Origin of the sequence: Saliniradius amylolyticus (assembly GCF_003143555.1) — a bacterium.
GTDB classification, from domain to species: Bacteria; Pseudomonadota; Gammaproteobacteria; order Enterobacterales; family Alteromonadaceae; genus Saliniradius; species Saliniradius amylolyticus.
Map to the genome: position 1 here is coordinate 2,461,609 of NZ_CP029347.1, position 17,763 is coordinate 2,479,371.

Consider the following 17,763-nt stretch of genomic DNA (forward strand, 5'->3'; position numbering starts at 1 on the left):
TGATTAACTCCGCTCAGCGCGTTCTGCAATCACACCGGAAGCTTGCTCTTGAAGGATGTGGACGATGTTCTTACTGCGCGTATTCAAAATGGCGTACAGCAAGGTCATCGGAATGGCGACCACCAGACCCAGTACCGTGGTAATCAGGGCCGAGGAGATACCACCTGCCATCAGCTTAGGATCGCCGGTACCGAACAGGGTAATCGCCTGGAACGTCAGAATCATACCAGTTACTGTACCCAACAGACCCATCAGCGGTGCCACGACAGAGATGATCTTAACAATCGTCAGGTTGCGGCTCAGGCGCGGTACTTCCGCCAAAATGGCTTCGGTGAGTTTCAGCTCCAGAGTCTCGGTATCCGCATCCGGGAACTCGTCACGCACATGCAGCACACGACCCAGAGGGTTAGTTTGCTTGATAGTATCGGACTTAAGCTGCTTTTTGACCTTGGCGCGGATGATGCTCAGCGTAAACAGGCGCTCCAGCGCTAAGAGCAGACCAATGGCGCCCACAGCCAGAATAATGTAGCCCACCAGGCCACCTTGCTCGATACGCTCTTTCAGTGTCGGCGCCTGTACCAATAGCCCCAGAATAGAACCGCCAGTGGGGTCCACACCGAATTTCACCAGTTCGCCGTCAGATTCATGCAGCCTTTCAGCAGAATCGCCGTAACGGTCGGCTGGCTGGCGCACTAACTCAGAAATGGTGCCCGTGGCTGGATTATGAATCAGGTAGTCGTCTTCGGAGATCAGGGCGAAGCTGCCCACGCGGACCACTTGCTCACGCTCTTTCTCACCATCGGCTTCAATCACGTCGGCTTCGAACTTCACGACTTTGCCGGATTCAGTCATCTCGCGCTGAATTTCGAACCAAACACGCTCAATCTCTTCAATGGAAGCCATCTTCGAGCTCTTACCCATAGACTGTGCCATGTCTTCCAGAAACTCGATACGACCGGGGATCTGAGCCGAAATCACCGAGTTTTGGAACTTGCTCTTAGTATCGCCCGCCACTTGCTGCAGTACACCGAACAGCTCTTTGAGTGAGCCCATACGATCGCTCAGGGCTTTGTTCATATCGCCCAACTTGTATTCGTTTTCCTGGAACTGGCGCTCCAGCTGTTCACTGGTGGCTAATTTCTGATTACGTTCCTGACGTGCCTGCTCCAGCATTTGGTCTTGCTGCGCTACTTTCTGACGGAACTCTTGCTCACGACGCTCATTCTGCTGATTCTGAGCTATCTGACCTTGCTCCAGACGCTTCAGTAACTGGTCGAGGTCCAGGGCTTTGTCTTGCTCTTGAGCGACGGCGCCGGTGGCGACAACCGAAGCAAATAGTCCGCTTACTAAATATTTAAATACAGTTCTCATCGCTTCGCTCTCTTATTCGGTCAGTGCTACCGGCAGCATCAGCAGATCCGGTGCCAGTTGTTTCTTGGCCATGCGCAGTGCTTTGGTGATCTCACTGCGATAACTTGAGGGCAGCTCTTCCCATTGACGGGTTTGCTTATTCCAGATGCCTTGCTTGCTGGCGTCACGAGTTTGATATGCCAGAACGGTACGGCCCAGGCGAAGGAATTCGACGTCACGCTCCTGGCCATCCACCATGTGCAAGCCGCTGTAGGCTTCCATAGTGCGGCCGTAGTCCATCTCGATTTGGTAGGCTTCCATTACTCGGCGGAATTTTTCCGACGGAGCCACATCAGCCCGGTCCATCAGATTCTGTAATTTGGTAATGCGCTCTTGGCGTTCTTCCGGCAGGAAAGGCACATCCAGCTCAACAAACTGCTGCAAGCCTTTGATCATACGCAACATCAGAGGCGTTATCTGGCGCTCAATCACGCTCACCTCATCGATGGCGGCGTTAAGCTCTTCCATTTCTTGCTGCTGGTTGCTGATCTGCTTTCGCAGCTGCTGGTTATACACTTCCAGACCATCGATTTCTTTATTCAAGGTCTTGAACTTCTGCACCTTGCCGTCGATGGTGTTGGCCATGTCGTTGATTTCTGCTTGTGACTTGGCCGCAGACTCGTTGATCTTGCCTGCTTCTTCGATCACAGGCTCCAGATGGCCGTCATCCTGTGCGAAAGATGGATTTGCCACTGCCAGCGAGAGCAGTGCCAGAGGAAGTAATTTCAAAAGCCTCATAATTTAAACCCTAGGTTGTGACATAAGATCAGCGTCGTGCTGACCGCCGAATTCGCGCACAGGATAGGGATTATCTATGACAGTTTTATTACATTTATCGCAAGGATTACGCTTGGCACTAAGACAAGCAGAGCCATGAAGGAAGGCGGGCCGACAGCCAGCGCGACTATCAGGCTAACAGCGGTATGAGAGAAAAGAAATATGTCGGTTTTGTGACAACTACCATCTTGAGATCAGTGAACACCGGACACAAAAAAGCAACGCACCTAGGCGTTGCTTTTTATGTTCGGTGCTCGGCTTACAGGAAGCTGGCTTGATGCAAGGTGATGAAGTACTTCGAACCCACCTTGCTGTAGTCAATTTTGTATTCCTTACCGTTGAGGGTCTGGACAAACAGCAGGATCTTTTCTTCGCCAAAATTATCGCCCAGCGTCACATCCACCAGCTCGATATCCATCATCTTGGCCTCGCGCTTGTTTTCCGGAATCTTACCCTCGTATTCCTTAACACCTTTGTGGGTCACAACCACCGCCGGCATATCGTCGCCATTCAGCACCAGCAGATCAAGCTTTCTCAGCTTATGAATAATAGTATTACGCCCACTTAGTAGAAAAGGCCTCTCGGTCATATTCGTACCCCACGACTCAAGTTATCGGTTCAGTAATCAGAGTGTTAAAGCAAGATAACAAAGTTTTTATCAGGCTGCACCTTTTATTCTCCCAGCCCCTGTGACTGCGCGCTTGCGAGCCACATTCTTATTCCCCGGAGAAATGCTCTAAACTAATCCTCTTCCAGAGTAAAAGCACCATTGGCCAGATTTTGCCGACCCCGCTGACAGGTAGCTTCATAGCGCAAGTCTCGGCTGCAGCTATGCCGCCTTGAGGTTTTAAGCCCTTTCACTAGCTGGTCCAGATGAAAAATCAGCACGTCCGAGTCCTCGCTCACCGCCAATTGATAACGAACGGGTCCGCCTTCCGGGCAGAGCTCAGATGTTTCATGAGGCATTGGACAACCCAGCGTATAGCTCCAGTGATCGGCCACAGATAATAAGTCCACGCGAGCATATCGATGCCCGCCCTCTTCCGAATAAATCATTCCCGCCAGATCCAGTGGCGAAGGCTGCACCCGAGGATGGTGCTGGTTTTCTTCTGGTATCACGCCCACCGTAAAATGCAGTTGTTTGAGTTCCTGCCAGTTCACCGACTCGGCAAACACAACATTACGATTGGCGGGCGTCTGCTTATCCAGCAAGCAACCTAACTTTTCCAATGTCAGCAGTGCCGTATGTTCACTTTGCCAAAGCCCGGGCTTTAGGGGTAAGGGATTTCCATCCTGATCACGAAAATCGGTCAAAAACAACTGTGCATGTTGCAGGTGCCACTTTTTGCCGTTGATCAGTATCGCCTGTTCGCAGCGCAAGGCTTTGCCCTCAAACCAAAGCTGAGCGGGCAATACATTGGACTTCTGCCAGGGATGGCAGGCGCTGAGAAAGATAAGCAGCAACACGGCCATTACACACCGCAATGCCATTGACGTGTCTCCGTTAATAATCACAGTGCCAATGCTCGGACTAAAGTCATCGAGAATCAAGTGGACAACGACTAACGCCCCAATTTTCACAACCAATCACCGTCTCTCTGTTCCGTTAGCCTGAAGCGGCGATTTTTTAGACGAACAGGAATCCACCGCTCCCGGACCTGATGACATCCCCATTAAAGTTGCTTATACTCCGCCGACATTGTTCTCAGAGTGACTAACGCACTCAGAACAATCACCTCCCCGATGGCCCCATAGCTCAGTTGGTTAGAGCATCCGACTCATAATCGGCAGGTCCCCTGTTCAAGTCAGGGTGGGGCCACCATCGCCCCCGCTATGAACTTTTGTTCTTGCGGTCGGCAATCTCCATCTATCAATACATCAGGCCTGTAAACAATGTTCACCGTTTCAGTGCCAATCGTTACTATCTCTATCAGGTGACTAAGGAATTCTCGGACCTTCACGGGACTGGCGGTATCCAGGATGATGGTTTTTAATGTGTTGGCTAAGTCCTCCAGGTCCCCCTCTGTAAGTCTGGTTTTAGGGGTTGGTTGTAACTCGAGTTCAGCAATTTTCTGGTTAAGCTCGTCTATTTTTTTGTTATTGCGTTTGATGCGACTTCCCAGCTCGCGTACACCCAGCCCTGATTCTGGCTGCTCTAGTAACTGATAAAGCCGCTCCTGTGCGACTTCTAACCGGTTTAGTTCAGCCTGGAAAAGACCAATATCCTGGCGTTGTTTCTTTTCCCAGGTCATGCTGAGTTCGGCAAACTCCTTGAGCAAACCAGATAAGTTCTCTGGAGTGAGGATTCGGTCGCATACTTGCTCAGCAAGCCATGGATCTAATATGTCAGCATTGATTCTCCGAGAATCACAACCTGGGCCTCTGCTGTTGGTACCGCAATTGTAGTAACTGTATTTTCTGCTAGCCCCTTTCGCCTTCTCAATAAGCATTTTCCGCTCACAGACACCGCAATAAACAAGACCAGAAAGTAAGTAAGTGCTGTTATGAGCCGTTTTATTGTCGAATTTTACTGAGTCAATGATCTCCTGGACCTGATCAAATATCTCACGAGGGATTATTGGTTGATGGGAGTCGATGACGATCCATTTGTCGGGACTGTTAGGTACCCCGTGGCGACCTGTTTTGTTAAACACTATCTGGCCAGCAACACTGGGATTTCGTAGTAAACTACTCACCATTCGCCTTGACCACCTGGCGTTACGACAAATCAAACCTAATCGGTTTAACTCAGATGCGATACTGTGACCGCCAAGTCCCTTCTGCCGCATGTCGAAGATTTTACGCACTACTGCGGCCTCTGACTCATTGATCCTCAGTTCCTTTCGCTTAGGGTCGGACTCAGCCGGCACTGAGTTGTATCCATAAGGTACTTTGCCCCCGTTGAAAAACCCCTTCCTAGCGTTCTGGATCATGCTGCGCTTGGTATCAACCCCAATCTGGTGGGAGTAATATTCGTCAAACAGTTCCAGTATGCCCTCATGCAACAACCCAGAAGCCGAATCGGCATCGAAATTAACAGTGACATACTCCAACAGGGTGCCAGCTTTGCTCAAGCGGCGCTTATTCAATTGCGATTCAAGCCGATTACGGGCGAAACGGGATGTACTCCAACAGATGAAGTAGTCAGGGGAAAAGAGCTCGCAGTATTCTAGAGCCGCCTGAAATTCTGGCCGACTATCAGATCGACCGCTACGCCCTTCATCTTTAAAGACTTTAACGACCGTGGCGCCCAACGATAGCGCCTTTTCCTTGCACTGGACTATCTGCCCTTCAATTGGCAACTCCTGTTCAGCCTGCTTGCTGGTTGATACCCGAACGTAAATAACCGCCTGCTTATTCACTGCAAAACCCTCTGTATTGTCTTCAATGACACATCCTCTCCTGTGACTTCGCTTACCTGATTTCTGATCTCAGCGGGCCGCAGGCCGTCCTGTTCCAGCCCTTTAATCAGTAGGTTGCGCTGTAACTTCTCGAACTTGGAAAAAGCGGGAACATAAACCCGCAATTCACCTTTCGCCTCGACCTCCAGCGATAGCAGCCGCCATACGGTGAGAAAGTTATACGGCCCGATGCTTTCGAGGATATCGCGCCAAACATCAGGAAGCCGCATTTGGTGTATTTCGGCCAGCATTCGCTCCGTATCGGTAGGCTCAATGCAAAAGTTAAAATCTGTGCAGTTATTCTGGTACCTCCCCCCCTCTGAGGGGGTAACAGTATCTCTATGCCGAGCCCCCACCCTACCCATCAACTCATCTATATCTGTTTTTCTAGAGTTTGAACCGCGCATTAATAAAAACTCCTGATATTACTAACTCAGTGAAATCAATATATACAGAGAGATAACAATTAACCCAACCGCGCATATTGTTATTGTGTGCAGTTGAATAGATTTAGGGTTTGGTCGTTTCAAAAGGGAGTTTCCAAGACTCATTCAATTATCCGTCAAACTCTAATATACCTGAGATTAAGAATAAGTGGTGGTACAAAGTATATAATTTCTAAGCACCAAAGTCGCCCAAAGGGAAAAGTCTCATGGTGTGTAATATCCGAGGATTTCGGGCTCAGAAAGAAGCAATAACGTCTCACCATTAGATTCCAGTTCAATGCCAGAGTAACGATTGAAATAAACCTTCTCTCCAGTGGCAATATGACGCACAGCAGGCCCAACACGCAACACAATGCCATAGGGTTCAGGTTTGGGATTTGGGTTCTCAATGATACTGGCTGATTGTGACTCCAGGCGTCTCACCAGTATTAGATCCCGTATTGGCTTAATGGTCATAGTGCTCGCTTAAACTCTTTGGCCAGTGGTGATATGGGGGTGTTCAGTTTCTCCAGCGGGTTGGCCTTATCGAGCACGTCCGTCAGCTTACGCACGGCCAGCTTGATGTAAGTCTGGGAAGTTTTAGGGTCGGCATGACCCAGGATAGATTGGATCTCGAATGAAGTAGCGCTTTCCTCGGCCAGCTCGGTACCAACCAGGTGACGCAGCGCGTGGGCGTGAGCCTCAGCATTGGGAATGCCGGCATCTTCTGCATAGCGTTTGATGAACTTATCAATAGAACGGGCGCTAAGGCGGCGTTCCTCGCCACGATAGTCACAGGCCGGTACCAGACGGTTACCCGTTGATACAAACAATACCCGATCACCATTCTCCAGCAGCCGATCAATATCATGCAGCTCACGGTGGCCCAGATAGGCCTGCAGCAGCAACATCGCCTCTACTGGAACTGGGATCACCCGCTCCTTGTCGCCCTTCTCGATAACGCGAATGGCCAGGCGGTCCTTATCCTGGTGTTTATACCAAATCAGGTTCGAGTCATTTAGTGCTGTAATCCCCCCCATACGGAAGCCACAGCCCATCATCAACGCCAAAATGGCCGCATCGCGCACCCCCGTGAAGGTGGCAATATCCGGCTGCATCAGCAGTTTTTCGGCATGGCTCAGGCTCATACTGGTGGGCAGGCGCTGGCCGCTTTTGGGGTACTCCAGATCCCTGGCCGGGTCCTGGCTGATATGCTGGTTCTTCAAACACCAGGCATAAAACCCCCTTACTGCAGCCACCACAGCGCGCCGGCTACGAGGTTTAAACCCCTCAGAATGTAAGTGCAGGCCGGTAAAGTTAACCAGATCGTCCCGCTCAGCTTCCAGCAACGGCTTATCCAGGTAGTTTTGCAGGCGCAGAAGGTAACCGGCGTACTTATCAACGGTACGGGCCGACTTACCCTCATTCATTAATTTATAGTCGAGCCAACGATGCACTACTGGCTCCAATTTACTGATATCCATGATCACCAATTCAGGGGGGAGGCACAGATCAGCCTCAAACTTGTGGATTACCCACTTATTATACCCCAAAGCCTTTAAATTCAAGGCTTTCAGAACCCATAACATCCCACATAAAACTGTGATCACACGTAAAAACTTGTGGGTTAAAAAATAAACAGCTCAAAAAACCTATGTGACCGCCCGCTTCTTTATTTTCCCCGCCCTATATCTCTATCTCTCTCTTTTTATTAAAAAAAGGAAGAAAGAAGGAAGGAACGCACCAAAAACCGCCAAAATCAGACCTATGTGAAAAAAGCGCGAAAACATGGGAGTTTTGAACAAACCCATGGTGGTGAATAACTATTCAATAGTAATTAAAACAAATACTTAAACCAACACTTCCACAAGTCCATAAAAAAAATCGTAACTACATGACCGCCAGACATTGACACCCCGCCGAGCCGCCTTAGCCTTTTTCTCGGCTCAAGGCATCGGCCCCCATAGTTCGTTAGGGGGTGCGGGGGATGGGGTATACAAGGTAAAAGGCCCGGTTAATGGGCCCTGGTATGAATAAGGCGTGGCCTAACGGCCACAAGCTCTTTTTAAGGGGCTTTGATTGATAGCCCCGTTAAGTTACGGGGCTGGTTTTACCGGCACAGTGGCAAAGCACTCAGGGCATTCTACGGTGGCGAGCAGGGAAGGCTGCAAGCCGTAGCGCTCTTGCAGTATGGTACGGGCATAGGGGTTACGCTTACCCGCCTCGATCACCATCTTCTCTAGGAACTTGTCATGCTCCACAGGAACCGAATTACTCAGCGTGAGCTGCTGATGCCGATAGGCTTTTAACACCTGTACCGCCCAACGCCGGAACGCTGCCGCTTTAGGCTGGCCAGAAAGCATCGACAGCACCATAACGCCCTCTTCGTTAAACACACGGACGTTACGGCGCTTATCAATATCGCCCTCAACTGTCGTCAATCTGACGACAGTTGAATACTCGTTCAGCTCTTCCTTGTTCCTCTCATACAACTTATGAACAGCCTTTCTTGGATCCGCATACTCCAACGCCTGACCGATCATCTCCATGGTCATCCATAAATCGCCCTGGTGGGGGATCAGGGTCACGCTCTGGCCGTTAAACTCCTTGTTCACTACATTATTGGCTTTAAGCATGATGGTGGCCTCCCGTTGGTGTGTCCAACGTGGTCAGAGCGCGGTTCAGGTTGTCGCTGACGGGCTTTAACAGCCCCATTAACTGGGCGCCGGTTAAGGCCTCTAACTCGTCGTCGGTGGCACCGGCCAGCGCCATCAGTCCGTCCACAATCCAGCGGGTTTCGATTAGCGTGCCATGGGCCTGCTGATGCAGTTGCATTAAGGTGGGTTGAGCCATAACGGTCTCCTGTGAGATTTTTTCGAAAATTAGGGTGTCGGGAGGTTCGAAACAGCCTCACAGAGCTGCGGCAGGTTTTTCCCTTACGGGTCTTATATGACCTACCCCTCCCGACATGGAAACGGAGCATACCCGGATTTCAGGCACAAAAAAACCGCTTATCTGTCGGGAGCGGATAGCCGCTGTGAGTTGAGGTTTCGACGCCTCGTGCTTGCACTATAGTGCCCGCTGGCCTAGCCTGTCAACCGCGCATTTTTAAACAAAGGGACTTCTGCATGAATAGAAACGAATTTCAGGGGCGAACGCCTTTCGATGAGAAAATGAGAGCGCTTTATTTCGCCCAAAAGGCAGCGAAAGAAGGGCTCGATTTTATGCCCTATTTGGTCACCATGCACCAAAAGCAATTGGAGGAAATAGCTGAGCAGAGAGAGCTTGGAGTCTCTCACGTTCAAATCGTTGCCAACGGCTTAGGGGGCCACTACTGCGCATTCTGCAAGAGCATAGAGGGAAGAGTCTTGGATCTGGATGATGAACTTAAAGCCCCGACTCTACCCCATTTAAATTGCCAGTGTCGTTCTATAAACCCAGAACAAACAGGTTATTGCCTTTGTTACTACGAACCCGTTTTTGATGACGAGCTATAGGCATTACCAAAGCTCGACCTTATCTTCATCATCAGCCTTCTTTTCTACAGTTTTTTGAGGCTCACAAGCCTTTAACTGAGTGTGGCACTGGTAGTCTTTGGGTTCGTTATATAACTTTGGTGTGACTTGGCACTCTTTCTTAGTGAATTTGGCCCTGACTCGGCTTTTACAGTTTTCAACCTCCTTAATGCTCAGTGCTTTTTCGTACTCTTGTTTATCCACGCTAATCTGTTTAAAGCTGTCGCAAGGTAGGTTGTCACCAGTTATAGCTTCAAATTCAAGGCAGTTAACTTTTACTTTCTCAGCGGCGGAGACCGAAAAAACAATAGTAGCCGCAGTAAGCAAGGCCATATAGAGAGGTAATCGCATTATTCGCTTCCTTCCAAAAAAAATGCGGTACCAATGTACCGCACATTTTTAGACCGTGAAAGCGGGTAAGAGTCAGTTCACCGCGTCTTTCAGCACCTTGCCGGCTTTAAAGTTGGGTACCTTGCGGGCGGCAATCTGGATGGTTTCGCCGGTTTGCGGGTTGCGACCGCTGCGGGCGCTACGTTGGTTCACACCAAAGCTACCAAAGCCGGTTAACTGCACAGAGCCACCGTTTTTCAAGGTTTCGGATACCGCATCGGTAAAAGCATCCACCGCACGGCCGGCATCGGCCTTCGTCAGCTCCGCTTGGTTCGCAATATGGTTAATCAGTTGAGTTTTATTCATGGTTATCACCTTTCAGTTGGTTTAATTCCTGTTGATAGCGCTCAACAGTGCTTTGCTTAGTCCGGATCTCTTTTCGGTAGATCCGGATACTACTCTTAATATTCTCAATGCGCTTGGTCAGGGCCTGTTCCCTGGTTAGCGGGGGTGGAGGCCCTACCCATGCTTCATACTCGCATTTGGGCCAGCAAGCCCCATGGGCATCGAGGCGCCCGGCACAAGAAGGACAATAGAGCTGGGTATAATCAACCATCGTCCGCACCTTTTAAGGTCGTTCTGAGAAGAAAGCGAGCCGTTGTATCGATTTCAGGTGCATTCCGAAAGCTCGTTACCATCCCGCAATGTGGGCAAGTGAGTGAGTCAACGGAGGCTTGATCCAGCTCAGGCGATGCGTTCGCCATAGTAGCCATTTGCTGATAAATCCGTTTACAGAGATCCCAAGGTACAGTTCGGGTGGCAATACTCTGAATGATATTGCCGTTCTCGTCATAAAACGGAGCCTCTTCCTCCCAGCTAAACTCACCAATACAATACGCTTTCATACTATTAGTAATCATAGGCACTAGCTGCTCGTACCGAGGATCTAAGGGCACTGGCATCGTTTTAATTCCCATCACTTCCTCCTTGGTCGTTGTTGTTTTGGTGGCTTATCAGCCAGCCATTTCAGGCGTGACCAGCGCGGGGATGGCTTGCGCCAGTCCCACACTAGCCAGCAATAAAACACCGACGAGCTCTCACCATCGCACACACCGGCCTTAGGGCACTTAACCCGGTTCACAAACACATACACCGAGCGCGGCTTACGGTTGGCGTAGAGAGTGTCAAACCGCTCAACGCCCTCCAGCGCGTTAATGCGAGCAAACACCGCCACTTTATGCTGGCTGTGCTCCATGGCATGGGTGATAAACTCACTCAGCAGCAGGAACGGCGGGTTCATGATCACGTTGGCGTACTGACGTTCGTGCTCCAAGTAATTTACGCCCGTCTCACCATAGCCCCAGTCGTTCAGGTCAAGCGAGGTCACATCCTGATGACCTTTGGCTTTCAACGCCTCAGAAATGGTGCCATAGCCACAGCCGGGGTCGATGATCGAACCCTCAAAACGCTCCCGTTTCAGCAGCGCCTTAACCGCCCACTCAGGCGTAGTGTAAAGGTCAGAAGGCAACGCATCAGGGTTACGTCTAGAGTTAGCGGAGGCCATGCGCCACCCCCATCAAACGGTCGTTCACGGCCTCGATCACCCGTTTTGTTACCAAGCAATCGGCAAAGGCTCGATGCAAGGTCAAGTCTGAGGTGTTCACGGCCTGCTGACGGGCGGCATTGCCGAGCTTCTGCCACTTGTACTGATCACGCTCCTCATCCCACTCGCCGTAGAACGCGGCGTACCACTGCATGGCGCAGATGCAGTCGCCGGTCAGCAACTGGACGATGCCGCGCTTCTCGCTGCTTTGATTGAGCAGGCGAATATCGTAATCCCGGTTGTAGATGATCAAAGGGTGGTTCAAGACCAGGCCCAGAAAGAGGTCATACACCTCGTCCCAGGTGGGCGCATACTGCACCATGTCGTTAGTGATGCCATGAATGGCCGTAGCCTCAGCCGGAATGGGGTCAAAGGGCTGGATCAAGGTATCAAACACCTTCACCCCAGTGGCCGCATCAATCACACTCACCTCTACCACCTCGGCGTTGTCGTCCAGTCCGGTGGTTTCGGTATCCAAGATCAGCGCGCCGTCCATCTCTATGGGTTGAATCGCTGGCTTAGCCATAGCGCACCTCCTTAACCGGCTCCTCACTCAGTACGCTGACTTTTAACGCATACTGCACAGCGTTGATAATGCGGCACAGGTACATATACTCCGGGTTATCTTTCTCAGGCAGCTGGTAACGCCAGTCGTAATCAAACACCTCCCGCAGTAACGCCTCGTTGGGGCACTCCATGGTCATCTCGTCCACCTGGGCGCACATGCGCTCGGCGGTGTCGTTATCGAGCAGGTCGGCCTCTCGCTGGCGCTGTATCTCCTGCTTAATGGCTCGGCGCACCAGGTCATCATCGGCGGTAATGCGGGCGGGAATGGAGCTTAAGCTATTGCACAGGTAGTTCTCGTCGCAGCGCACAAAGAAGTGCGCGACCGAGGCGGCGCCCATGGCGTTCCAATTAGCACTCCACGTCTGGTCAAAACAGCGGATGGTGATCCTGCCCTTATTCGGGCCGAGATCTTCCAAAAACACCGTGATCGGGTCTAACCGCTCCAACTCAGAGATGTTCAGCTTAAGGGTGGTTGAGCGTTCTACTTTCATGCTGCTCCTCCCTGCTCAGTCAACGCCACATTGGGGCCGTAGCGTTCGCGTAGAACCAACTGGTTATAGCGCGCCTGAAAACGCTGTTTCGCTTGCTCGGGTGTCCAAGGTGAAATCACCTCAGATAACGGCTCAACCCCCTCCAACATGGCCCAAGGTAGGGTTTGTTCGGCCATCAGGTCGCGCCGCTCAGTGGCCAACAAAATCAGATCGGCTTGCTTAATAGCAGGGTCCAAGGGCGTGGTTACACCTAACTGCGCAAACAGCGCCTCTTCCACCTCATCTTCCAAGGCTTGAAAGTCCAGTAGCATTCGCTTAATGGGGTGGGTCATATCTCCGGTAACAGCCTCGGCCGCATCGTGAAACAGCGCATCGTATTGCAGCTCACGGGGCACAATCTGGCTCACCAGCACCGAATGCTGAGCCACCGAATAAAATGCCTGGCAATGGCCGTTAAAACGGCATTGGTTTGACAGCGAATGGGCAATGTCATTGACCGTCAGCGCCGACACATCCGGCCCCGAAAGGTCTAAGTAATCACCGCTGTAGGTTTGATAGTTACTCATAATTACCTCTACTCAGTTAATGTTAATTAAGGGGTTGGCGCCCCTGTGTTGTGCCGGCACAGCGCCGGCGGGTTTACTGGATCAGGCCCAACACTCGTGCCTGAGCCACGTACAGCTCGTCCACAAAGTCCGGCTGAATCCGATGGTTTTTAATGCCCTTGGCCCCTCGCAGGGCTTTGCGCCGCAGCTGGTACCAGCGTTCCGCCAGGCCCTGTTCAATTAAAAAACGGCCGGTGACGCGCACCGTTACACCTCGGCAAAACTCCGCCGCACTGATCACCGCCTGGGGTGGTTGCTGTTCAACTTGTTGCTTTTCGATTTGTTGTTCCATGGTCTCCTCCGTTGTTAGTCAATCTTGTCCGGCCCATCGGGTACCGACGGTGCCAGTCCAAACTGCTGCAATTCCTCAATACTCAGCGCCAGCATATTGCTTATGCGCCGCCCGTTAATGGTCTTCTCCACGCCGTCTTTCACCACCACACCGGCCTTTAACAACTGCTTTTTCAGCACCCGGGCACTCTTCACCGGCAAACCGTCGTAAATGTGTTTCAGCGCCGGGCTCTGGCCGATGTGCTGCATAATGTGGCTAGGGCGAATCAGTAAGCAGAACGTCTCTTCCACCGTGTCAAAGTGGCTGGGGTGTCGATAATGGCCCGCGTCCAGCTCGCCCAAAATCAACTCCATAATCCAAATCCAGGGTTCGCGGTCGCTGTCGGTTTCCTTGATGTGGCTGTTCATGTCCTGAATCAAATCATTGTGAAAGCCGTTGTAGTTCGAGGGCACGTCGGCAAATTCGCTGAGCAACCGCCACGCCATCAACAAGCAGGCGTAGTTATCGCGCATACGAGTGGCGCCGTTGTCGTGCGCCGCCGCCATCGAATATTTCTCCATGTACTCGATGCATTCGTGGTACAGAGTGCTCACCTGCTCACGGCTGTAGCGGGTAATAAACTGCAACCACTCCTTCACAGGAAAGCGCGGCAAACTCTCGGGTATCAGCGCGCCCTTGCCTTTGTTCAAATCCGCTCGCACCACCTTGCCCAGTAGGCTGTCCACGGGCACGTCCTCACCGGCCAACAACACCGGCGCTATCAGCACATACTCCAGCATGTCACTACCACGGCGGGTTACCGTGTAGTTGTAGCTTTCCTGCAACTGGGCCACCGCCAAATCAATAATGCGCTTACCCTGGGCGCTCAGTTCTTCCCACCCGACGGGATGTGTGGTGTGGCTGATGGAGGTCAACAAGCGAAATTCGGATTTCAGGCTCTGGCCAGAAAACATGGTAAAGGCAATGGAGCGCTCCAACCGTTTGATCAACGTTGACTTACCCGTGCCTTTGTCCGCCTGCAATACCATGTGCGGCCACTTGCCAATAAAGGTTTTTAAGTGCGCGCCCAAGGCCCACACCAGCAGGGTCAATGCCGAGTTGCCTTGCATGGTTTTGGCGTAGGCCTCAATCACTGGCTTGGCTTGGTGCACAGGGCCAGAAGGGAAAGACAGGTTGTGATAAGGGCACTGCTTATCCGGCTCACTAAAGTAACAGTCTGGCCCCTCATTCAGCACTGGCTTGCCCTGTTTCCAGGCAATACCCACAAAGTTCAGCGCATCGCGCCCGCCCATGTGAGTGGTGCGCTCCAAAATGTTCAGCATTCGTGCAAACTGCGCGGGGCGGAAAATGGGCCCAAAGCGTTTCCACTGGTCAATATTGTGCAACTGCTCGTCTTGCATCACGCGCCGTATCAACTTACCGGGATGCCGAGGCACCTGCACACTGGCGGCAAACACAGTATTGGGCTGACTGTCGCTCTCACCGGTCAGTGCCGCGGTGGCGCTGGTAATGGTCACACGGCTGAGCGCGGCAATACGAAAGCCGGCCAGATCGTGGAATGTTTTTTTCTCGTTGCCTTCCTCGTCCTCGCCCAACTTCACAAAACTGCTAAAATCGGGCCGCACTCGGTATTGCCAATACACCGCAAAATCGTGGTCAGGCAGGGTTACCCGCCGCCGAGCGTGCGTGGCATGGCAACCCTTTGCAGGCGCCGAGCCGGGAAAGCCCTGAATCAACCAGTTCTCATAACAGCGCAACTTATTCATGGTGGTGGCAGGGCCAAGCTGTTGCAGTAAATCGTTCACATCGTTCACCCCCTCCGGCCACTTGGCGTGATCCACAAACAGGCAGGGAATGTTCAGCGCGCTCAGCGCCTCGTAGATTTCCCAGCCGGCCTCAGGACCGGGGCGACGTCCTTTCATTGGGCCGTTCTCTACCGGTGGGTCGTTGTCCATGCACACCACTACAAACTTATTCTGCAGAAAGCGAAAGTCCATGGTGTCCACCGCCAGCCCGCGCAGCGCCACCGCCGTCACCGGCACCTTGCCAGTGGCCTTAGGGTCAAAGGCGCTGATGATGCTGGCCGCATTAATGGCCGACTCCACCACATACACCGTTTTGGCTCGTTTCAACGCGTTCAGGTCTGGTACCCAAGGGTGGCCCATCTTCTCGCCTTGGCTTTTGGTTTTCAGGCCACCGTTTAACTCCTTGTCAAAGTATCGGTTATCAATGCCCACCACCCGGTTGGTGTGTAGGCAGCGGGCAATAAAGCTCACCGCGGGGCCACCGTGGCCTTGCTCACCCGCTTGTTTTTGGGTGCTCCGCCAATCGTTATGGCCTACCGCTTTGCGGGCAATCAGGTAATCCACTACCTCGGCGCTCAGCTTACGTTCGTTCACCAAATAGTCTTTGGCCGGCCCAGGGTTGGCCAACACCTGATCGGCCACCCATTCAATTTGGGTTTTTTCTTTCGGCGCTTCGGGCCGGTCTGGCTCAATGCCATAAATTTCATGCAAGCGACTTAAGGCTTGGCCGCTGTCGTTCAAGCCCTCCACGTACATCACCAAGTCAATGCAACTGCCGCCGGCATCGCCTGCGTGGTCCTTCCAGCGCATCATGCCATCGTTGCCCGTCCAAATACTCAGGCTCGGGTTTTGGTCCTTACGGTGCGGGCTGCGGTAATTGCCACTCGGGTCAGGGCGCTCCATACCCAAGCGGGTGGCCAAATCGTGTAGATCAATCCTCTGCTTTAAGTCGTTGGCGGATGCCATACTCATTGCCTCCCATTGCCGCCGGGTTCACGAGCACGTCTACCGGTCCAAATGTGTTTTCGAGTTGTTGTTTTACGGTGTTAAAGGCGTGGCTTTGAAGCAGCTGAGCTAATGCCGGGTTTTCATCCCGGATCAGAGCCCAGGCCTTACGCTTTTTGTCTGCGGGTAAGCGGGTCAGGTTAATTTGCACCCCAGCTCGTGCCGTTCGCACCAGTGGTCCTGTTACTTCCGGCATGTGCTGGCCTCCTGCATAGCATTCACCAGCGCCTCTTTGTCGGGTCGGGTATAAATGGCCGTGGTGTTAATGTTGGCGTGCCCGAGCACCGCCTGCACATGGCGCAAGGCGGCGGGGCTTTCGCTGCGCTCTAGGTAGCGCTTAGCCCATGTATGGCGCAACCAGTGCACCGTACCCATAGGCACCTCGGCCTGATCACACCAATAGCGAAACCGCTCCTGAAAGTTACGGCGCGACAAGCCACGGTTGCGTAAGCGTCCCACTATGAGCGGGCGCTCGTCGTGGGGTAAGTCCCAGTCCCAGTGGCGGGTCATCTGCTTGTGCAGGCTCAGTAATTGCTTCAACGCCGCCGTAGCGGATTTATTAAGGTGCACCGGGTGCTTTTTCTGGCGTTTATTGTTCGCCGCCTCAAACACCAAGTATTCCTCTTTCAGCGAATCGCGGGCGTTGCCCAAGGTAAAGCCCAGCATAGGCAGGTTCTCACGCTCCGCTTTGCGGGCATCTGGGCCAAACAACACCCCCAAGCGCACGGCGGTTTCGCGGAACAGTAAACACACGTAATAATCCCGCTTGGCGGCAAGGTCATCCACTCGGCGCAAGGTGCTGAACAGGCGCTTTTCCTCGGCCTCGGTGTAGTAGCTTTCAAATACACTCACGATTGCCCCTCCGCCTTGCTCTGCTCGGGCTCGTCAGTGCTGAGCATCTGCATCAGCTCGTCACCAAAAAATTGCGTAATCAAGCCTTGAGGCAACACCACCTGCTTACCGGCGGTGTTATCCGTTACCCGTTGAATGCCCTTTTTGGTTAAGGCCACAGGTACGCCGTTGGCATTGGTGTCAGCCATGGGGCACCTCCGGCGTCAGCTCAGGCACCAAATGGCGCGCACGGGCTAAAAACTCAAAGCCCGCGGCAATGGCTTCAAAAAACTCGCGCTCAATACGCTCGTACTCCTTGGCGCTAATGTCACCATCGGCCAGCGCCGAATTTAGCTCGCGGTTTACATCGCCGATTTCCGCATGCCAGTTGCTGTAGCGGTTTAACAGCTCCATATCACTGGTGTCGTGAAAATTGCGGCCAAGGGCCACGGCTTGAAAACCACACACATGGTTGCAGGTATGCAAAATGGAGAAGTCGCTGGTGTCTAACTGCATCAGCAGCGAGTCCAGCAAGCCCAGCTTATGGGTGGGGGTATTGGGGTTAACTTCGTTAGACAGCACATTGGGCTTTTTACCCAACAGTGTTTCAAAGTAGCGAGCACCTTTTCGGCGCACAAAGTCATAAGCCGCCCGCTCTACGGGGGCCACACGGCTACGATCCATCATCGCGTTATTCCTGTTTACA

General features: G+C 52.4%; 24 protein-coding genes and 1 tRNA gene. 2 read left to right on the forward strand and 23 right to left on the reverse strand.

What is annotated here, in order from left to right; all coding sequences use genetic code 11:
* Positions 1-3 precede the first annotated feature (3 nt).
* The 4 genes from HMF8227_RS11505 to HMF8227_RS11520 form a co-directional block, all read right to left on the reverse strand.
* Positions 4-1,371 carry a MotA/TolQ/ExbB proton channel family protein gene (locus HMF8227_RS11505; RefSeq protein ID WP_109340312.1) on the reverse strand — a complete coding sequence of 456 codons (1,368 nt, stop codon included), beginning with the start codon at positions 1,369-1,371 and terminating at the stop codon, positions 4-6.
* Positions 1,372-1,383: 12 nt separating this feature from the next.
* The gene (locus HMF8227_RS11510; RefSeq protein WP_109340313.1) at positions 1,384-2,148 is read right to left on the reverse strand and encodes a DUF3450 domain-containing protein; all 765 of its coding nucleotides are present in this window, start codon (positions 2,146-2,148) and stop codon (positions 1,384-1,386) included.
* 298 nt (positions 2,149-2,446) lie between these two features.
* Positions 2,447-2,776, reverse strand: a complete 330-nt coding sequence (locus HMF8227_RS11515; RefSeq protein WP_109340314.1) for a hypothetical protein — start codon at positions 2,774-2,776, stop codon at positions 2,447-2,449.
* Positions 2,777-2,928: 152 nt separating this feature from the next.
* Positions 2,929-3,678, reverse strand: coding sequence for an MbnP family protein (locus HMF8227_RS11520; protein ID WP_162558588.1), 750 nt, complete (start codon positions 3,676-3,678; stop codon positions 2,929-2,931).
* A 254-nt stretch (positions 3,679-3,932) separates the two neighbouring features.
* Here HMF8227_RS11520 and HMF8227_RS11525 point away from each other — a divergent pair.
* Positions 3,933-4,009 (forward strand) — tRNA-Ile (locus HMF8227_RS11525).
* Here HMF8227_RS11525 and HMF8227_RS11530 read toward each other — a convergent pair.
* From HMF8227_RS11530 to HMF8227_RS11555, 6 genes are all read right to left on the reverse strand, one after another.
* On the reverse strand, positions 3,993-5,549 hold the full coding sequence (locus HMF8227_RS11530) for a recombinase family protein (protein ID WP_109340316.1): 1,557 nt from the start codon (positions 5,547-5,549) through the stop codon (positions 3,993-3,995). The two genes, HMF8227_RS11525 and HMF8227_RS11530, sit on opposite strands and share 17 nt — an antisense overlap.
* Entirely contained in the window at positions 5,546-5,839 is a 294-nt protein-coding gene (locus tag HMF8227_RS11535) for a hypothetical protein (RefSeq protein ID WP_162558589.1), read from the reverse strand. The genes HMF8227_RS11530 and HMF8227_RS11535 overlap by 4 nt, the downstream gene beginning before the upstream one ends.
* 399 nt (positions 5,840-6,238) lie before the next feature.
* The gene (locus HMF8227_RS11540; RefSeq protein WP_109340318.1) at positions 6,239-6,490 is read right to left on the reverse strand and encodes a hypothetical protein; all 252 of its coding nucleotides are present in this window, start codon (positions 6,488-6,490) and stop codon (positions 6,239-6,241) included.
* Positions 6,487-7,497 carry a tyrosine-type recombinase/integrase gene (locus HMF8227_RS11545; RefSeq protein WP_109341095.1) on the reverse strand — a complete coding sequence of 337 codons (1,011 nt, stop codon included), beginning with the start codon at positions 7,495-7,497 and terminating at the stop codon, positions 6,487-6,489. Before HMF8227_RS11545 ends, HMF8227_RS11540 begins: the two co-directional genes overlap by 4 nt.
* Positions 7,498-8,109: 612 nt before the next feature.
* Positions 8,110-8,649 carry a BRO family protein gene (locus tag HMF8227_RS11550; RefSeq protein WP_109340319.1) on the reverse strand — a complete coding sequence of 180 codons (540 nt, stop codon included), beginning with the start codon at positions 8,647-8,649 and terminating at the stop codon, positions 8,110-8,112.
* Positions 8,642-8,866 carry a hypothetical protein gene (locus HMF8227_RS11555; protein ID WP_109340320.1) on the reverse strand — a complete coding sequence of 75 codons (225 nt, stop codon included), beginning with the start codon at positions 8,864-8,866 and terminating at the stop codon, positions 8,642-8,644. Before HMF8227_RS11555 ends, HMF8227_RS11550 begins: the two co-directional genes overlap by 8 nt.
* Before the next feature lie 275 nt (positions 8,867-9,141).
* On the opposite strand from HMF8227_RS11555, the gene HMF8227_RS11560 reads away from it, so the two are divergent.
* On the forward strand, positions 9,142-9,510 hold the full coding sequence (locus HMF8227_RS11560) for a hypothetical protein (RefSeq protein WP_109340321.1): 369 nt from the start codon (positions 9,142-9,144) through the stop codon (positions 9,508-9,510).
* Between the two features lie 3 nt (positions 9,511-9,513).
* On the opposite strand, the gene HMF8227_RS11565 is transcribed toward HMF8227_RS11560, so the two are convergent.
* From HMF8227_RS11565 to HMF8227_RS11630, 13 genes are all read right to left on the reverse strand, one after another.
* The gene (locus tag HMF8227_RS11565) at positions 9,514-9,879 is read right to left on the reverse strand and encodes a hypothetical protein (RefSeq protein WP_109340322.1); all 366 of its coding nucleotides are present in this window, start codon (positions 9,877-9,879) and stop codon (positions 9,514-9,516) included.
* A 72-nt stretch (positions 9,880-9,951) separates the two neighbouring features.
* Positions 9,952-10,224, reverse strand: a complete 273-nt coding sequence (locus HMF8227_RS11570) for an HU family DNA-binding protein (protein WP_109340323.1) — start codon at positions 10,222-10,224, stop codon at positions 9,952-9,954.
* Positions 10,217-10,474: a hypothetical protein gene (locus tag HMF8227_RS11575; RefSeq protein WP_109340324.1), complete on the reverse strand. Its 258-nt coding sequence runs from the start codon at positions 10,472-10,474 to the stop codon at positions 10,217-10,219. Before HMF8227_RS11575 ends, HMF8227_RS11570 begins: the two co-directional genes overlap by 8 nt.
* A gap of 360 nt (positions 10,475-10,834) precedes the next feature.
* A complete protein-coding gene (locus HMF8227_RS11585) occupies positions 10,835-11,422 on the reverse strand; it encodes a hypothetical protein (RefSeq protein ID WP_109340326.1) in 588 nt (195 codons plus the stop codon).
* On the reverse strand, positions 11,409-11,987 hold the full coding sequence (locus HMF8227_RS11590) for a 3'-5' exonuclease (protein ID WP_109340327.1): 579 nt from the start codon (positions 11,985-11,987) through the stop codon (positions 11,409-11,411). The genes HMF8227_RS11585 and HMF8227_RS11590 overlap by 14 nt, the downstream gene beginning before the upstream one ends.
* Positions 11,980-12,519 carry a phiTE_072 family protein gene (locus HMF8227_RS11595; protein ID WP_109340328.1) on the reverse strand — a complete coding sequence of 180 codons (540 nt, stop codon included), beginning with the start codon at positions 12,517-12,519 and terminating at the stop codon, positions 11,980-11,982. The genes HMF8227_RS11590 and HMF8227_RS11595 overlap by 8 nt, the downstream gene beginning before the upstream one ends.
* Positions 12,516-13,085 (reverse strand): YfbR-like 5'-deoxynucleotidase, encoded by a 570-nt coding sequence (locus tag HMF8227_RS11600; protein WP_109340329.1) that lies wholly within the window; start codon positions 13,083-13,085, stop codon positions 12,516-12,518. Before HMF8227_RS11600 ends, HMF8227_RS11595 begins: the two co-directional genes overlap by 4 nt.
* Positions 13,086-13,158: 73 nt before the next feature.
* Positions 13,159-13,416 (reverse strand): hypothetical protein, encoded by a 258-nt coding sequence (locus HMF8227_RS11605; RefSeq protein ID WP_109340330.1) that lies wholly within the window; start codon positions 13,414-13,416, stop codon positions 13,159-13,161.
* Between the two features lie 14 nt (positions 13,417-13,430).
* Positions 13,431-16,193 carry a toprim domain-containing protein gene (locus tag HMF8227_RS11610; RefSeq protein ID WP_204101054.1) on the reverse strand — a complete coding sequence of 921 codons (2,763 nt, stop codon included), beginning with the start codon at positions 16,191-16,193 and terminating at the stop codon, positions 13,431-13,433.
* Positions 16,153-16,422, reverse strand: coding sequence for a hypothetical protein (locus tag HMF8227_RS11615; RefSeq protein WP_109340332.1), 270 nt, complete (start codon positions 16,420-16,422; stop codon positions 16,153-16,155). Before HMF8227_RS11615 ends, HMF8227_RS11610 begins: the two co-directional genes overlap by 41 nt.
* Positions 16,410-17,078, reverse strand: a complete 669-nt coding sequence (locus HMF8227_RS11620; protein ID WP_204101055.1) for a tyrosine-type recombinase/integrase — start codon at positions 17,076-17,078, stop codon at positions 16,410-16,412. Before HMF8227_RS11620 ends, HMF8227_RS11615 begins: the two co-directional genes overlap by 13 nt.
* The gene (locus HMF8227_RS11625) at positions 17,075-17,266 is read right to left on the reverse strand and encodes a hypothetical protein (RefSeq protein ID WP_109340334.1); all 192 of its coding nucleotides are present in this window, start codon (positions 17,264-17,266) and stop codon (positions 17,075-17,077) included. The genes HMF8227_RS11620 and HMF8227_RS11625 overlap by 4 nt, the downstream gene beginning before the upstream one ends.
* Complete coding sequence (locus tag HMF8227_RS11630; RefSeq protein ID WP_109340335.1) at positions 17,259-17,744, reverse strand: phage regulatory CII family protein; 486 nt, start codon at positions 17,742-17,744, stop codon at positions 17,259-17,261. The genes HMF8227_RS11625 and HMF8227_RS11630 overlap by 8 nt, the downstream gene beginning before the upstream one ends.
* Positions 17,745-17,763: the final 19 nt, after the last annotated feature.

Coding starts and splice junctions, on each gene's coding strand:
- HMF8227_RS11505 (WP_109340312.1), bottom strand. CDS start 1,371: ATGAGAACTGTATTTAAATATTTAGTAAGCGGACTATTTGCTTCGGTT.
- HMF8227_RS11510 (WP_109340313.1), bottom strand. CDS start 2,148: ATGAGGCTTTTGAAATTACTTCCTCTGGCACTGCTCTCGCTGGCAGTG.
- HMF8227_RS11515 (WP_109340314.1), bottom strand. CDS start 2,776: ATGACCGAGAGGCCTTTTCTACTAAGTGGGCGTAATACTATTATTCAT.
- HMF8227_RS11520 (WP_162558588.1), bottom strand. CDS start 3,678: ATGGCATTGCGGTGTGTAATGGCCGTGTTGCTGCTTATCTTTCTCAGC.
- HMF8227_RS11535 (WP_162558589.1), bottom strand. CDS start 5,839: ATGCTGGCCGAAATACACCAAATGCGGCTTCCTGATGTTTGGCGCGAT.
- HMF8227_RS11540 (WP_109340318.1), bottom strand. CDS start 6,490: ATGACCATTAAGCCAATACGGGATCTAATACTGGTGAGACGCCTGGAG.
- HMF8227_RS11545 (WP_109341095.1), bottom strand. CDS start 7,497: ATGGATATCAGTAAATTGGAGCCAGTAGTGCATCGTTGGCTCGACTAT.
- HMF8227_RS11550 (WP_109340319.1), bottom strand. CDS start 8,649: ATGCTTAAAGCCAATAATGTAGTGAACAAGGAGTTTAACGGCCAGAGC.
- HMF8227_RS11555 (WP_109340320.1), bottom strand. CDS start 8,866: ATGGCTCAACCCACCTTAATGCAACTGCATCAGCAGGCCCATGGCACG.
- HMF8227_RS11560 (WP_109340321.1), top strand. CDS start 9,142: ATGAATAGAAACGAATTTCAGGGGCGAACGCCTTTCGATGAGAAAATG.
- HMF8227_RS11565 (WP_109340322.1), bottom strand. CDS start 9,879: ATGCGATTACCTCTCTATATGGCCTTGCTTACTGCGGCTACTATTGTT.
- HMF8227_RS11570 (WP_109340323.1), bottom strand. CDS start 10,224: ATGAATAAAACTCAACTGATTAACCATATTGCGAACCAAGCGGAGCTG.
- HMF8227_RS11575 (WP_109340324.1), bottom strand. CDS start 10,474: ATGGTTGATTATACCCAGCTCTATTGTCCTTCTTGTGCCGGGCGCCTC.
- HMF8227_RS11585 (WP_109340326.1), bottom strand. CDS start 11,422: ATGGCCTCCGCTAACTCTAGACGTAACCCTGATGCGTTGCCTTCTGAC.
- HMF8227_RS11590 (WP_109340327.1), bottom strand. CDS start 11,987: ATGGCTAAGCCAGCGATTCAACCCATAGAGATGGACGGCGCGCTGATC.
- HMF8227_RS11595 (WP_109340328.1), bottom strand. CDS start 12,519: ATGAAAGTAGAACGCTCAACCACCCTTAAGCTGAACATCTCTGAGTTG.
- HMF8227_RS11600 (WP_109340329.1), bottom strand. CDS start 13,085: ATGAGTAACTATCAAACCTACAGCGGTGATTACTTAGACCTTTCGGGG.
- HMF8227_RS11605 (WP_109340330.1), bottom strand. CDS start 13,416: ATGGAACAACAAATCGAAAAGCAACAAGTTGAACAGCAACCACCCCAG.
- HMF8227_RS11610 (WP_204101054.1), bottom strand. CDS start 16,193: ATGAGTATGGCATCCGCCAACGACTTAAAGCAGAGGATTGATCTACAC.
- HMF8227_RS11615 (WP_109340332.1), bottom strand. CDS start 16,422: ATGCCGGAAGTAACAGGACCACTGGTGCGAACGGCACGAGCTGGGGTG.
- HMF8227_RS11625 (WP_109340334.1), bottom strand. CDS start 17,266: ATGGCTGACACCAATGCCAACGGCGTACCTGTGGCCTTAACCAAAAAG.
- HMF8227_RS11630 (WP_109340335.1), bottom strand. CDS start 17,744: ATGATGGATCGTAGCCGTGTGGCCCCCGTAGAGCGGGCGGCTTATGAC.